Here is a 13,139-nt window from a genome sequence, read left to right as displayed (position 1 = left end):
AGGCAATAAAAAAGCCCAGTCCATTAAGACTGAGCTTGTAAATTATCTTGTAAGTTTGGAATAAAAAAGCCCCGACTGGAAACCAATCAGGGCTACTAAAATTCATTCGGTGAAAATCAGTTACACAACGACCACCATATACTGGAATAGTATATCAAGTTATCAAGGTAGTCAATAAGTAATTTTGATATTTTTTGCATTTTCTCGACCAGTTCGCAGCACTACAAAGCCAGTTACAAGCAATTCGTGAATTATTGATTTTGCAAACATCAATTCTTTTTCAATTTTTCTGCGCATAGTAAGTACACTAGGCACTCGAATAGTTGGTTTACCTGCGCAGGGCTGCATTTGAATTTCTCCACAATTTTCACGTAGCTTATTGGAAATAAAATTTACAGTACGTTTATTTACGTAGTAAGCAAATAAAATAAAATGCAAAGTGCGGTCATTTTTTACAAAGAACTGTTCCACGACCTGACTAATCATAAACCCTTCATCATCATTACAAATCGGTTCACTTGGTTCGGCTGGAATTACAGATTGCATTAATCTAGCGATAATATTCACTTGAGCCTTATCAAGCCTACCGGAACGTACCCAAGCTCCCCATTTATACATCCATTCATCAACAAATCGTTCTTGTTCACTCGTTAAAGTTAAATCGCTAAATTTACGCATCAGTCATCCCTTTAGTCTTTTCTTTGTAATACTTGATAATTTCTTTGCAATCTTCAATCGTGTATTTTTTCGGATCGTGGTCTTGGCGTTCCAGCCACTCGACTTTATCCACACCGATTTTTTTCACGAGATTAATCCGATATTCAATAGCATTGCCGCTTTTGTGGTTATTACAAGGTTGGCATTGCTTATGAACATTCAACTCACAAAATCTTAATTCAGGTGCGGCACCGACACTGCGGTAATGCCCGGCGTGCCATTGCCCTTGATGATAGCGACCGCAACTGATACAGGGTTCGTCTTTATCCCTCAAACGAATGAATTTATTAAATACCGATTGCGCCTCTTTCAGCCATTCTGAACGGCTTTTTAATTTCGCCTTACGTTCCTTTAGTTTTTGTTTTTCGGCTTTATGTCGTGCTTTCTGTGCGTTATTTCTGACTAACTCAATAGCACATTTAGGTGAACAAGCCTTTTGTAGTGAGTTAAACGGGGTAAACGATTTGCCACAGGATTTACACTTCTTTGGTTTGAGTGATTTAGTTCTCATCTTCCCCAAAATCCCCATCTGTCGTTAAATTTCACACCGTTTTGCACGCCCCAAGCGGTCGTATATTCGATAAGGCTTGCCATACGCTTAACACTCATTTTAGATGTTTGCTCTCGTACATTAACCAACTCCCCCTCAATACCAACAACCAATTTATAAGGAAGTTTAGTCGCTATCGTATGCCCGCTCACTAAAAGGTTTTTCCAGCCGTATAAATCGTACTTATCACCCTGCCATAACGCCTGTTTTGATATATCACCCAACATGGCATGAAACTTATCGTTTTGTTCCATTGAACGGGTTTTAACTTTAATTTCCACTACAAGCGGATCTGAGTCGTTAATCGGTAACTGGCGGATAGTCTCAATCACTCTATTTCTTACCGATTCATTGACTAAATACATTGGAGGATAATTATGCTCCATACCCACCGACCTTTTTCACAAAACCCAACTCCACTTGACGGGTAACAAAACCCTGCATAAACGGATCGAACACCGCCATCATAGAACCTTTGTTGTTGCCTTTAACTTCTTGGCCCGTGACCGGGTGTAGGAAATTAATCCGCCCGCCGATGATGTCGATCACTTCTGTGGCGTTTTCTTGAATCACTTTGTACCACTTGGTGCTTTTGTCTGCCGGTAATAACATCACCACTAAATGCCCTTGGGCCATTAATTCGGCTGCACGTTTTACAAAAGGCATTGGGTCGCTATAAGGGGGATTGACGAAAATTCGGCTGTTTACCGTGTAGCAATTAAACTCAAGAAAATCCATTGCCTCAGTAACAAAATATGAACACAATGCATTGCGACTATTGGCGCAACCGTCCACGTTGAAACGGAATCGTAAATTAAGCCAATTGAACACATATCTTGCTGTGCGATAGTGGTCTTTGTTAAATTCGGTCATCTTTAAAATTCTCCGTTACCTTTAGCGTATTTTCTTGATTCTTGTTTTGTTTCTTTTCGTCCTATTTGCGCTCTACGTTCAGCATCTAGTTGATCACATTCAAACATTGCGCCAAATTTCTGATCGACATAAACCTTCCCTGTTCCACCATGGCGATTGAGTCGCACTAAAATTTCAGTTAAATTAGGATCTGCACTTTCGTTGTAAACGGATTCTTTATATAAACCGAACCAATAATCACATTCTTGCTCAATTTGTCCTGTATCACGGCTGTCACTTGGTAAAGGTCGTTTATCTGCTCGGCTTTCTAAACCTCGATTTAGCTGAGTCAGTAACAACACGATACAATCCATTTCTCGGGCAAGTTGTTTCAACTCTTTCGTAATCTGTCCGTAAGCTAAATCATTACGCTCCGCCTTTTCTGTTTTCATCAATGTGAGATAATCCACACCGATTAACCCAATACTTCCACATTCACGCTTAATACGTCTGCACTCATTGCGAATATGTGCCATTGATACGCCGGGGGTGTCATCAATGTAAAGCAAATCCCCATCCACTAAGTCAGATACAGCGTCTGTTACACGATGATTAAAGGTTTCAGGGTGCATATGGTATTTATGCTCAAATGCATCGTGATTTTGTTGTGATTCATAAAACGCATTGCTATTCACATTCGCTCGTTTACTAATCATGCGTTCAAAAATAGCTTTACCGGACATTTCAAGGCTAAATAGCAAAACTGGTTTCTTTTCATTCAAAATACAGTTTTCCGCCATCAACGAATAAAATGCTGTTTTACCGCATTTAGGGCGAGCACCAACAGCTACAAGAGATTGTTTAACCAACCCTTTAGAACCAAGCAGAGAATCAAGCTCTGCAATCCCCGTACTTAAACCTCTCACGCCCTCAGGATTATTCAATCGAGCTTGATAATCTGAAAACCAATCTAACCCCACATCACGAGCTCTGCGTAATCCGACAGACTTCCCAACACGAGAATAATCAGCAATCTCCGACATTAAACGGCTAATTGCATCCAAACGCTCTTCAACAGGCGCACCGTTTTGTTCAAAAATTAACGCCTCGCAATCTTGCAATTTCGCCAAGGTAAAACGCTTTACCGCTTCCGAGCGAACAATCTCCGCATAGGCTTTCACATTGCCCGCACTTGCCGTGTTATTGGAGAGTTCCGCAAGGTAGACAAACCCACCCACTTCCTCACTCATCCCTTTCGCTTTCAGTGCATGTTCAACTGTCAGCAAATCAATGGGTTTATTGGCTTGAGCCAAAGATTTAATTTCCCCAAAAATACGCTGATGGGCTGAGGTGTAAAAACTTTCCGGTTTAAGCATGGTAAGAACCGTTTCCGTTCTCGCATTCACGCCGTTAAGCATTAACGCACCTAAAACCATTTGTTCTGCCATAGTATCGTGCGGAATGATTTTTAAAGTTTCGGTAGTCATTACAACGCTCCTTCACGAACTTTTTGTAAGGTTTCCGGCTTCATCACAAAACTAAATCCGAACTTATCGTAATATTCGCTTACTGTTTCGTTGTAGAAATTGAAATAATTCTCGAATCCATCAATGGATTTATTTTTCAAGTGTGGAAGTAAATTCAGAATGTTTCGCTTCGTGATAATATTTAATTCCACCGGTTCATATCGGTGTTTAAAAATGCGATTAAACGCCTCAATGACATCTTCAAAATTCAAATCGCCTTGCGTTTCAACCCAATTCACCGCATCAGATAAATACCCATCAAAACGTGTTACACGGCAAATATTTTGTGGTTTTGGTGTACTGTGTGTTCGCCAAGTGGCAAATACCCACCGAATAACCAATTTAATTTCATCAAGCGTCCAACCCTTACGGGATTTCTGCGGTTCAAGGATTTTTAAAAACGGGGAATTATCCTGACAGTGGGATTTTGAAATTTCGTTGTAATACGCCAAAGCATTTTCGGCTTGTTCGACATACGAATTTTTTTCACTAAGGGATGATTGCGCTACATCAAAAATATTTTTTCCAGCCGATTCACCATTTTCCCCTTGGGGGGTATGGGGGGTATTTATTTTTTCTTTTGTAATAGTTTCTTTTGTGTTCCCTACTTTTTCGGGATACCCATTCCCTACTTTTTCGGGAACTAAATCCCTATTATTTCGGGAACTCCCTACTTTTTCGGGAACTAAATCCCTATTATTTCGGGAACTCCCTACTTTTTCGGGATTAATCATTTCCCACTTAAAAACATCTAGATTTACACCGGTTTTCTTGCCGGACTCAAATAAAACCCGTTCTTTAATCAATTCTTTTCTTGCTGCCGAAAGTTGATTGATATGATATTTTGTCGGTTCAATATTCATCATTTCGCAAACTTGTGAATGCGTAAACCAATCGCTTTCTTTGTGCCAAGAAAGTGTTTTAAGAATAGTGGCTAATAAGTAAGAACCTTTCCACCCCAACACTTTTGAGCGTAAGATAGCTTTTAAAAGCTCATTCGGAATTGCCGTGAACCCATCATCAACACTCACTTTCTTCGCACCTTGCCGTTCTGTTTTTTCTTTTTCTACTTGTTGTAAACGTAGCTCTTCAATTCTCACAACGTTACTCATCATTCAACTCCTTAAAAAGCCTTTTGGATTGTTTATCAAGTTCATCAATTGAAAACCCTTGCTCAATTAACTGCTTTAATCGTTTTCGATATTCCAATGTTTGCCAAAAAGGAGAATGATGGGTATAATTACGCTCTGATTGGGGTTTACTCCTACACACAGTAATCTCCTTATGCTAACCACGGTTGACGCCGTGGTTTTTTATTGCCAAATAAACCAAACCATCATAAAAACAATGGCAATAATAAAAATCTGACGAAATGCCTGATCTTCTCGCAAGATTTGTGCGAGAATACTTAAGTGTTTTTTCACTTTACTTATCATTGCTTATGTCCTTTTTTAATTTGAGAGAGTTGTTTGTCGCTTTATGCTTTTTCACTTTTTTAGCCCTTCCTCGATTTTTCTCACTATCTGAAATACCTTATTGGCTAACAGGTGTATTGATAAATGGCATACCTTTGTTTCTACTTTTTATTCACAAAGTGGGCACTCGAAAATTTCAGCGAGATTTTGATAATTCTGCTTATATTTCTGCCATTATGTGTATTACTGTATTCGCTACTTTTGGATCATTTAGCAAAGAAGAACTCATTGACTTTGGTTTTCGTTTTTTACTCACTGAACCAATGTGGGCTTACTTTTCACTAAAATTATCTTTCTTCTTCTGGAGCCTTACTTTGCTTCCTGTCGTAATAGATAAACTTTCCAAAAAAGATTAAATTTATTTATCCAGATACTTCTCGCGTAGTCGCTTATCAAAGCCTTGCGATGCGAGAAGTAACATTTCAAATTCACTTTTCTCAACCGCAATATGCGTTTCTTTATCAAATAGCCCGAAATCAAGTGCGGTCAAAAAATTCAAGGTTTTCACCATCTCATTGTTCGCCACAAATCTACTTAATGTGGACGGATCGCAATCCATTCGTCCTGCCACCTCAATTTGTTTCTGACGGTAGTATTTCTCCATAACAGGATCGGAAAGTTCTCTTGCCGATCCCAATAACTTATTGCGTGCCATTGCGAATACCTTTGGGTAAATTAGGTTCTAAGGTGATTAGGTAAGCCATCATTTGGATTTGGATACAAATGCGGGCTTAATTCGTGGGGTGTAACAGCATATTCAGTTACAGCAGCCCAATTTAATGTCGTGATAGCACTTAATTTGTATCGTCCGGTAAGGTAATGACTAATGAATCCCTGAGTTTTATTTACCAATTTGGCAAACTCGCACTGAGTAAGATTGTTTTGCACCAAATACTGGTTTAATTGCATAAATCCTCCAAAATAATATTTATATTAGCAAAACTATTTTTATTTATCAATATTTTTACTATTTTGAGTTTTATTAGTACAACTCATATAATTTAAAATAAGCCATAGGAGAAGCAGGATGACTGAGAACAAGACTTTTGAGATCAAAACAAGACTAAAAATGATTTACGAATCTAAGAAGAAAGAGCTAGGTTTGACGCAAAATAAGATTGCCGAAGCTTTAGGATTTTTGACACAAGGTGCTGTGAGCCATTACATGAACCCCAATAGTTCACAAGCGATTAGCAAAGAAACTATTCTAAAATTTGCCACTCTTTTAAAAGTAGAGCCTACCGAGATAGATCCCGACATATCTACTGAATTTACGACTATCGTCTCAAAAATCAATGAAAGTTCTCAATCTACTGGAGACTCGATAAAATTAACATTACTTGATAACAGACTTGCTGCCGGAGATGGCTATATTAATCTCGACTATCCAGATACCGTCAGATCTATTGAGTTTTCGCCGGATAAATTTATGGAAATTTTCCAACGTAAAACAGCGAACAATCTTTCAATGGCAATCATTGATGGGAATAGTATGTATGACCCAAACAATGAAGAAATGAGCTTAAAACACGGCGATATTGTGTTTATTGACACTTCAATACAAGAGTTTAAAAACGATGGAATTTACGCATTTGTCTTTGAAGGGAAAGCGAGAATTAAACGTTTGCAATACTTGAGCGGCTATCGCTTAAAAGTCATTTCAGATAACCCTACCTACGAAACGGAAATTTTAGAGAAAGATCAAGTTGAACAAATTCATTTTATTGGACAACTGATTAAAAAAATGCCAATGGAAATGTTTGACTTATAAACACAAATGAAAGCACACCAAAGCCAGAAGTTGAATTTTGTGGGGTAACTAAGGGAAAGAAAATGGCTAATGCAGCAATATTAACTAAGTTTAACGTCATTTCATCGGAAATCGTAAAGTTTCGTAATGATACTTTAAATACCAATTATGTGGATAAGGTAAAAACGATTTCTTTTATTGATGAACTAAAGCCACTCACTAAAACTAAAGATAAAGCACAGGCATTCTCACTACTTGGTACTCTTTATGCTTTACTTGGTGATATAGACAATATGGATTTTAACTACCGCACGGCATTGAGATTTAATTCAAGTGATGTCCGAATTAGATTTAATTACGCTATTGATTTATACTACACGCATCGCCCCGTAGCTGCCCGTGATCAAGTGTGCGAAATGTTAGGGTATGAAATAAGAGATATTGTGATGTTGCATGCAACTTATCTATTATTAGACAATTTAATTAAAATTAGTGAGTGTGAAAAAGTGATGGGTATGATAGAAAAGTTACCGTCAAAACAGCGTGATCATTATGCGGTCTGGATTAAGGATAAAAAATCTCTATTAAAAGCCTATCGAGACCTTAATATTAATTTGCCTCTGCTATCAAAGCTGATTGATGGTGTTCACTCAGATCTCTCACCGAATCACCCAAAAAGTTTGTATATAGAACACTTTTATAACGAGGATGATAAAACTATCGTTTATTCATTTATTGACGAAAAATCAGATGTCAGCACCGCTCTTAAATTTGATGAACAACTTTCTGATTATCTTATTGATTTCGAAACGAGAAATAATGTCCATTTTAATAATTTCGTAATGATGTATGAGGCAAGATAATGATTAGTGCTGATGATATTTATACACGAGCCAAACAACTTGCCACCTCTACTTGTGAAGTAGAACAAAGAGAATGCATTAAGACATTGTATTATGCTGTTCTGCACAGAATCCAAGAAGTTTGTGATACAAAATCACTCCCCAAAACTCGTTCAGGAAATATGGGGACGCATGAAAGTATGATAGAACGAATTAATGTCAATAATTTACCAACAGAAAAGCAAATTGTAACTTATGCTAAAAAAATGAAGAAAAAAAGAGTAGATGCCGATTATTCGTTATCACTTAATATAAATAGCAAGGATGTTCAATACCAAATTTCATTTGCAGAAAAATGTTGGTATTTATTAGACAAGTAAATTTTTATTAAGCCAACCGCCCCGTGGCGGTTTTCTTTATCCCCTACTCCATCGCCCCATCACTTTCATCTCATAGTCATACTTTTTCTTAAATTCGGGCATAATCAAGTTTTCAACTAAAATCATCATCTGCTCTTCACTGAGCTTTAACATATCATAAATAGGATTTTCAGCCAAAAAGCGGTTGATGAACATCTTGACGGCAATATCAAATTCTTCTTTTGTATTAAGTTTTTGCTTTTCCATACTACCTCCAGTCGGGTTTGATCGATTCTACACCTTTTTACCGGAAAAAAATTACCCCAAGAGGGAAAAATATTGCCCTTTTTACGAAAATTTGTCGTTACGTCTTACTTTTTTGGTTAAAAACCAAGCAATCAAACAAACTTTTTAAACTCTTTATATTAGTAAAATCAATTATTTATTAGTTTCAAATAGTAAAAATATTAAAATTTATTAGTTAAACTATTTACATTAAATATTAGTTAAGCTATTATACCCACATCAAAACAAAACACCCACCTAGCAAGCCAAACGGCTGAGAGTTAGCAGAGACGGTGGGAACCCGAAAGGGATTGTTCTTTAACAGATTGAATAACACTCTTTAACCCTAACGGGTACGCAAGCTAGGCGTGAGTGGCTGAGGTAACAAGCACAATGTTTTTCATTGTTTACCGCATTTTCTTTTAATTTGGCTGAAACTGATTCGACCATTACAACGTAATGCAATTTGACGGATTAAGTGGATTATCACATTAAGTGTGGTAAACAATGGAAAAGAGAGAAAAGGGGTCAGAAATGGCAGCAATCATCGTTAGACGTAACGCAAAAAAATACAGCAACAACCCTGAAATCCGTAATGACGGAAAAGCAGGACGGCTCGAAAGAATGTTTGAAAAGTCCCGAAAAATGACCGCACTTTGGGAAAAGGCGGTCGTAAAACCAAGCAAGGTTGATAGTGCAATCAGCCTTGCCGGCAGAGAAAAGAAACCCGTTGATATTGCCAACTACCACTGCGTAAAAGGCAAAGCAACAACAAACACCGTCCGAGCCAAAGAACGCCGACAAATGGGTTGCCGGGAGTTGGTGAGAATTTAGGGCTTACGATTGAGCCACAAAATAAAGAATCAATCGCTATGGACTTTCGCAGGATGTGAAAGTTAGCTCAATGAGTTAGTCACAGCGAGCATAGTCAATGATGACTGTCTGACTTGGGATGACGACCCGACTTCAATTCGTATTTCTTCTTGAGCCTTGCAAGCATAAAGAAAGGCAACCACCTTTAACCTTGCTTCTCTACAGCGGGTATCATTGCAGGAAGCGTAAAGGTATATTGCAAAAACAACTGAGTAAACAAGCGTAACTGCTCAAGTTCCACTAAGGAAATCTCATTATGTGTTGCGTCGTTACCTAATGAACGAATAGAATGCGCAAAATCCCCCATTGATTTAACCAACACTTGAGTTTTTACAAGGTGATTGATACGCCAATTTAAGTTCTTATCAGTATTATCATCAAGGTGTTTTAAAGCAAGTTCTAACGCTGACCGATACGCAGTGCCGGCAAATTCAACCAAACTTTCATCATGCTTAGTTTGAAAATAAATTTTTTCTCCTGCTGCGAATTTCCGCTCAACATTAACAGGCAAATATTGTGGAATATCGGGTTTTGGTGCTTTAGGAAACCAATCCAATTCCCTACCAAAGATTTCATCAAAGAAATGAGGAACCGTATCCGTTACTGCGCTAATTAACCCATTAGCAAGCGGCGCACCATTCACATAAACATCGCTATCGGCAACATAATGCAACGCAGAAATGCCGTTCAAACAATGATTACAGGTAGCGAAAACTGTATGAAAACTCACGCCTTGATAGCGTGCTTTTTCCTTAATGTGGCTTGTAATATGTTTAACAGTAAATGCCACATCTCTCTTTGCACAATAGGGACAATCATAACCAAAGGTAATCATAATGGAATTCCAAAAACACACAAAACTTATTGACGATTTTATCAACGATGAACACGCAATGTCATTACTTTTTGATACATATCAAGCAATGGAAAACAGCAAAGAAGATCAGGAAAAATTTGTTCTCGCATTGATAGGACACGCCGTAACAAGTCATAAATTATTGCGGCTTAAAATGAAATGATATTTGACACCCACCGCCCTTTCGGATTAAGATTTTTTCATCGGGGAGAGATAGGTGTAATACAATACCGTAAAGGAAATAAGCCCATACTGTAAACAGCAAATAGAAAGAGCTAACCGCGTCTTTCATCGGGGCTGTTGAGTGGTAAGTTGATCCCCGATATTGACAACCCCAAAACTTTATACTACTATCAGCCCCAAGGTGTCGAAACCTAATACTCTAAGGCGGATAGTTCACTAATCGCCACAAGGCGATTTTTTTTGTATCCGTAATCCTGACTATGTCGGGAGGGCGACTAATACAATACCGCAAGGAAATACGTCCAGCCCTTACCTTAGAGTGGGTTTTCGAACCTCCCGACGCCATTGTCGAAAATGGCTTGTTTTAACAAATAGACTCTAAGGATTACGACTATGTCAAATCAAGTTCAATTCTCAGCATTCAATTTTAATTCAAATTCAGTTCGTGTAATCACAGACTCAAATCAAGAACCTTGGTTTTGTGCGACTGATGTTTGCGATATTTTAGGTTACCAAAACGCACCTTTAACCGTTCAAAAACATTGCAAACAAGGGGGTATATCGAAACGATATACCCCTACCCAAAGCGGAGATCAAGAAATGATCTTCATCAACGAACCCAATTTATACCGCTTGATTATTAAAAGCAGAAAACCCGAAGCCGAACCTTTTGAAGCGTGGGTATTTGAAGAAGTGCTACCGCAAATCCGCAAGACTGGGAAATACCAGTTAGAACCCAAACAACTCGCCCTACCCGAGCCACCAAAAATGTATCAGCGTGAACTCACCGAAAAGGAAATGCAAGATTTCTGCTGGGCGTGGTACGCATTGCGTAACTACATTGAGCTTACTGACAAATTGCAAAAACAATTCGGGGGCTTTGGTGGTGATTATGCCCGAGCCATTCGCCAATTAAACGAACGCTACGCCAATCTTCCACAAGAGATGTTGCCAACGTTGCAGCGGATAACAACCGAATTTAATCAAGATATTACACACGGCAACGGCTGGAACCGTATTATCTACAATGTGCGACACCCGAACGCCATCATCCGAAGTGGCGGATTAGTCCACTTATTCTAAAACTTAATTAAAACCGACCGCACTTTTCCCTGTTGAAAATCGTGTGGCGGTTTCTTGCACCCTAAATTCAGTAAATGGATTAAAAAGGAAACAACATGAACAAACGACAAAAACGCCGTAAACGGCAACAACGAAACCAAACTGCTATAAGAGCAAAAACCGTATTGATTAACGAACCACCGCAAAAGGAAAACACGATGCACAAATCCACTCTTGAATTTTTAGCCTTTCTTGGCAAAACCTTTTTGATTGCACTCACGCTTGTCTTAATTGCCATTTTTGGCTTATGGCAATGCCGTCCTGCTTACGCTCACCCTACTGATTGGCACAACAACGAAGTCAGCGAGAAAATCAGTAATGAAACCCGTTGCGAGCTAAAAGGCGGTGTGTATGAAAATGGGCTTTGCCTACCGCCTAATTTAACCCCACAAGCGGAACAGGAGCTACTCCACTACACCGCACAAAAACAAGTGGAAATTGACCGCACTTTGAGGGGGAAACATTAATGCGTTACTACGATATTCAATCTCACCCGCAAGGACTTGGTTACATCGCCATTGAATATAAAGACTCTGCACGCACAAAGAAAACAGGTTGGAAAAGCCAAAACCATTGCAGCCAAGAGCTTTGTGAAACAGAGGTTAATTTACGCAAAGCCTTCATACGAAAAAAAGAGGAGCAATCAAAATGAACCCTTTTCTCGCTGCAGCTCATCAAAAGCACCTAGACGACCTCGCCGGCTATGAAATTGCCCTTGAAGAGGAAATAGAAGCCGTTAAAGCCGATGCGGAGGATGAAGATGCCGACGTTATCTATGCGATTAATCAATACCATCTTGATAATAGTGAAGAGCTTGAATTGCACGATTTAGCCTACGGTTCCGGTGCATTTGACAAGCTAATTGAACAACGAGATCGAGCCATTGCTTATGTAGCAAAACAACGGCTCGAAAAACGAATGAATGATTATGACCCTGATTAAGTGAGGTGAAAAATGACAGCCACAGTTCTTGAAAATATGTCAAATGCTGAGTATCACGATCATTCAGCAATCAGTAAATCAGGTCTAGATTTAATAGATAAAAGTCCGGCTCATTATTTCTATCGTGAGAAAAAAAGCACACCGGCAATGATATTTGGATCAGCTTTTCACGATTTAGTTTTGCTGCCTGATAAATTCACACAGCTTTATTGTGTGATGCCGGAAGAGCTAAACTTGAGAACAAAAGAAGGAAAAGCATTCAAAGAGAAAGTAGAAAGCGAAAATTTGACCGCACTTTCTTACACTGACTATCAGCATATTGAGAAAATGAAAGAAAGCCTACTTAATCACCCAATGGCTGACAAACTATTAGCGCAAGGGAGACCTGAAATCTCTATTTTTTGGCGTGATAGTATCGGCGTTGAATGCCGCTGTCGTCCAGATTTCTTAAACAATAGCGGTATTATTGTTGATTTAAAAACGACAACTGATGCAAGTCCGACCGGATTTGCTAAATCTATCGCTAATTTTCGTTATCACGTTCAGGATGCTTATTACTCAAATGGTTATTTTCACGCTTTTGGTGAGCTGCCGAAAGGTTTTGTGTTTATCGCTATTGAAAAAGAACCACCCTATGCCGTTGGTGTTTATACCCTTGATGATATGGCAAAAATAGAGGGGGAAAACCGCTTTAAAGCCAATCTCGAAACTTATAAGAATGCGTTAGAAACCAATCAATGGCACGCCTTTAGTCCACAAATTGAAACCCTAAGCCTACCTCACTGGGCTTACCAATCTTAGGAGAAT

The 13,139-nt window shown here is 38.7% G+C and carries 21 protein-coding genes; 11 read left to right on the top strand and 10 right to left on the bottom strand.

What is annotated here, in order from left to right; all coding sequences use genetic code 11:
- Positions 1–171: 171 nt before the first annotated feature.
- From BKK52_RS00870 to BKK52_RS13805, 6 genes are read right to left on the bottom strand one after another with little or no spacing between them, the layout of a single operon-like run.
- A complete protein-coding gene (locus BKK52_RS00870; protein ID WP_077477511.1) occupies positions 172–678 on the bottom strand; it encodes an antiterminator Q family protein in 507 nt (168 codons plus the stop codon).
- The gene (locus BKK52_RS00865; RefSeq protein ID WP_077477510.1) at positions 671–1,228 is read right to left on the bottom strand and encodes a recombination protein NinG; all 558 of its coding nucleotides are present in this window, start codon (positions 1,226–1,228) and stop codon (positions 671–673) included. The genes BKK52_RS00870 and BKK52_RS00865 overlap by 8 nt, the downstream gene beginning before the upstream one ends.
- On the bottom strand, positions 1,225–1,653 hold the full coding sequence (locus BKK52_RS00860) for a recombination protein NinB (protein WP_244160202.1): 429 nt from the start codon (positions 1,651–1,653) through the stop codon (positions 1,225–1,227). Before BKK52_RS00860 ends, BKK52_RS00865 begins: the two co-directional genes overlap by 4 nt.
- Positions 1,643–2,140, bottom strand: coding sequence for a phage N-6-adenine-methyltransferase (locus BKK52_RS00855; protein ID WP_077477509.1), 498 nt, complete (start codon positions 2,138–2,140; stop codon positions 1,643–1,645). The genes BKK52_RS00860 and BKK52_RS00855 overlap by 11 nt, the downstream gene beginning before the upstream one ends.
- 2 nt (positions 2,141–2,142) lie before the next feature.
- Positions 2,143–3,606 carry a replicative DNA helicase gene (locus BKK52_RS00850; RefSeq protein WP_077477508.1) on the bottom strand — a complete coding sequence of 488 codons (1,464 nt, stop codon included), beginning with the start codon at positions 3,604–3,606 and terminating at the stop codon, positions 2,143–2,145.
- Positions 3,606–4,760: a replication protein gene (locus tag BKK52_RS13805; RefSeq protein WP_244160201.1), complete on the bottom strand. Its 1,155-nt coding sequence runs from the start codon at positions 4,758–4,760 to the stop codon at positions 3,606–3,608. Before BKK52_RS13805 ends, BKK52_RS00850 begins: the two co-directional genes overlap by 1 nt.
- Before the next feature lie 257 nt (positions 4,761–5,017).
- On the opposite strand from BKK52_RS13805, the gene BKK52_RS00840 reads away from it, so the two are divergent.
- Positions 5,018–5,476, top strand: coding sequence for a hypothetical protein (locus BKK52_RS00840; protein ID WP_244160200.1), 459 nt, complete (start codon positions 5,018–5,020; stop codon positions 5,474–5,476).
- A gap of 2 nt (positions 5,477–5,478) precedes the next feature.
- Here BKK52_RS00840 and BKK52_RS00835 read toward each other — a convergent pair whose 3' ends face one another.
- Both BKK52_RS00835 and BKK52_RS00830 read right to left on the bottom strand, forming a co-directional pair.
- Positions 5,479–5,775 carry a hypothetical protein gene (locus BKK52_RS00835; protein ID WP_077477505.1) on the bottom strand — a complete coding sequence of 99 codons (297 nt, stop codon included), beginning with the start codon at positions 5,773–5,775 and terminating at the stop codon, positions 5,479–5,481.
- A 20-nt stretch (positions 5,776–5,795) separates the two neighbouring features.
- Entirely contained in the window at positions 5,796–6,029 is a 234-nt protein-coding gene (locus tag BKK52_RS00830; protein WP_077477504.1) for a helix-turn-helix domain-containing protein, read from the bottom strand.
- 118 nt (positions 6,030–6,147) lie between these two features.
- Between BKK52_RS00830 and BKK52_RS00825 the strand changes: the two genes are divergently transcribed.
- The 3 genes from BKK52_RS00825 (at position 6,148) to BKK52_RS00815 (ending at position 8,092) form a co-directional block, all read left to right on the top strand.
- Positions 6,148–6,891 (top strand): LexA family transcriptional regulator, encoded by a 744-nt coding sequence (locus BKK52_RS00825; RefSeq protein WP_077477503.1) that lies wholly within the window; start codon positions 6,148–6,150, stop codon positions 6,889–6,891.
- 62 nt (positions 6,892–6,953) lie between these two features.
- Complete coding sequence (locus BKK52_RS00820; protein ID WP_077477502.1) at positions 6,954–7,733, top strand: tetratricopeptide repeat protein; 780 nt, start codon at positions 6,954–6,956, stop codon at positions 7,731–7,733.
- Positions 7,733–8,092, top strand: a complete 360-nt coding sequence (locus BKK52_RS00815; RefSeq protein WP_077477501.1) for a hypothetical protein — start codon at positions 7,733–7,735, stop codon at positions 8,090–8,092. The genes BKK52_RS00820 and BKK52_RS00815 overlap by 1 nt, the downstream gene beginning before the upstream one ends.
- Before the next feature lie 36 nt (positions 8,093–8,128).
- On the opposite strand, the gene BKK52_RS00810 is transcribed toward BKK52_RS00815, so the two are convergent.
- Positions 8,129–8,338, bottom strand: coding sequence for a hypothetical protein (locus BKK52_RS00810; protein WP_077477500.1), 210 nt, complete (start codon positions 8,336–8,338; stop codon positions 8,129–8,131).
- A 552-nt stretch (positions 8,339–8,890) separates the two neighbouring features.
- Here BKK52_RS00810 and BKK52_RS00805 point away from each other — a divergent pair.
- The gene (locus BKK52_RS00805) at positions 8,891–9,190 is read left to right on the top strand and encodes a hypothetical protein (protein WP_077477499.1); all 300 of its coding nucleotides are present in this window, start codon (positions 8,891–8,893) and stop codon (positions 9,188–9,190) included.
- 184 nt (positions 9,191–9,374) lie between these two features.
- Here the strand turns inward: BKK52_RS00805 and BKK52_RS00800 are convergent, their stop codons facing one another.
- Positions 9,375–10,064: a DUF4145 domain-containing protein gene (locus BKK52_RS00800; RefSeq protein WP_077477498.1), complete on the bottom strand. Its 690-nt coding sequence runs from the start codon at positions 10,062–10,064 to the stop codon at positions 9,375–9,377.
- 1 nt (position 10,065) lies between these two features.
- Here BKK52_RS00800 and BKK52_RS00795 point away from each other — a divergent pair, with 1 nt between their 5' ends.
- From BKK52_RS00795 to BKK52_RS00770, 6 genes are all read left to right on the top strand, one after another.
- Complete coding sequence (locus BKK52_RS00795; protein ID WP_077477497.1) at positions 10,066–10,248, top strand: hypothetical protein; 183 nt, start codon at positions 10,066–10,068, stop codon at positions 10,246–10,248.
- Between the two features lie 413 nt (positions 10,249–10,661).
- On the top strand, positions 10,662–11,351 hold the full coding sequence (locus BKK52_RS00790; protein ID WP_077477496.1) for a BRO family protein: 690 nt from the start codon (positions 10,662–10,664) through the stop codon (positions 11,349–11,351).
- 197 nt (positions 11,352–11,548) lie between these two features.
- Positions 11,549–11,857, top strand: coding sequence for a hypothetical protein (locus BKK52_RS13720; RefSeq protein WP_077477673.1), 309 nt, complete (start codon positions 11,549–11,551; stop codon positions 11,855–11,857).
- Positions 11,857–12,042 (top strand): hypothetical protein, encoded by a 186-nt coding sequence (locus tag BKK52_RS00780; protein ID WP_077477495.1) that lies wholly within the window; start codon positions 11,857–11,859, stop codon positions 12,040–12,042. Before BKK52_RS13720 ends, BKK52_RS00780 begins: the two co-directional genes overlap by 1 nt.
- Positions 12,039–12,332 carry a hypothetical protein gene (locus BKK52_RS00775; protein WP_077477494.1) on the top strand — a complete coding sequence of 98 codons (294 nt, stop codon included), beginning with the start codon at positions 12,039–12,041 and terminating at the stop codon, positions 12,330–12,332. Before BKK52_RS00780 ends, BKK52_RS00775 begins: the two co-directional genes overlap by 4 nt.
- 12 nt (positions 12,333–12,344) lie before the next feature.
- Positions 12,345–13,133 carry a PD-(D/E)XK nuclease-like domain-containing protein gene (locus tag BKK52_RS00770; protein WP_077477493.1) on the top strand — a complete coding sequence of 263 codons (789 nt, stop codon included), beginning with the start codon at positions 12,345–12,347 and terminating at the stop codon, positions 13,131–13,133.
- The last annotated feature ends 6 nt before the right edge of the window (positions 13,134–13,139 follow it).

This window comes from Rodentibacter trehalosifermentans, from assembly GCF_002000545.1.
Classification (GTDB): Bacteria; Pseudomonadota; Gammaproteobacteria; order Enterobacterales; family Pasteurellaceae; genus Rodentibacter; species Rodentibacter trehalosifermentans.
This window is presented reverse-complemented; position numbering and strand designations above follow the sequence as displayed.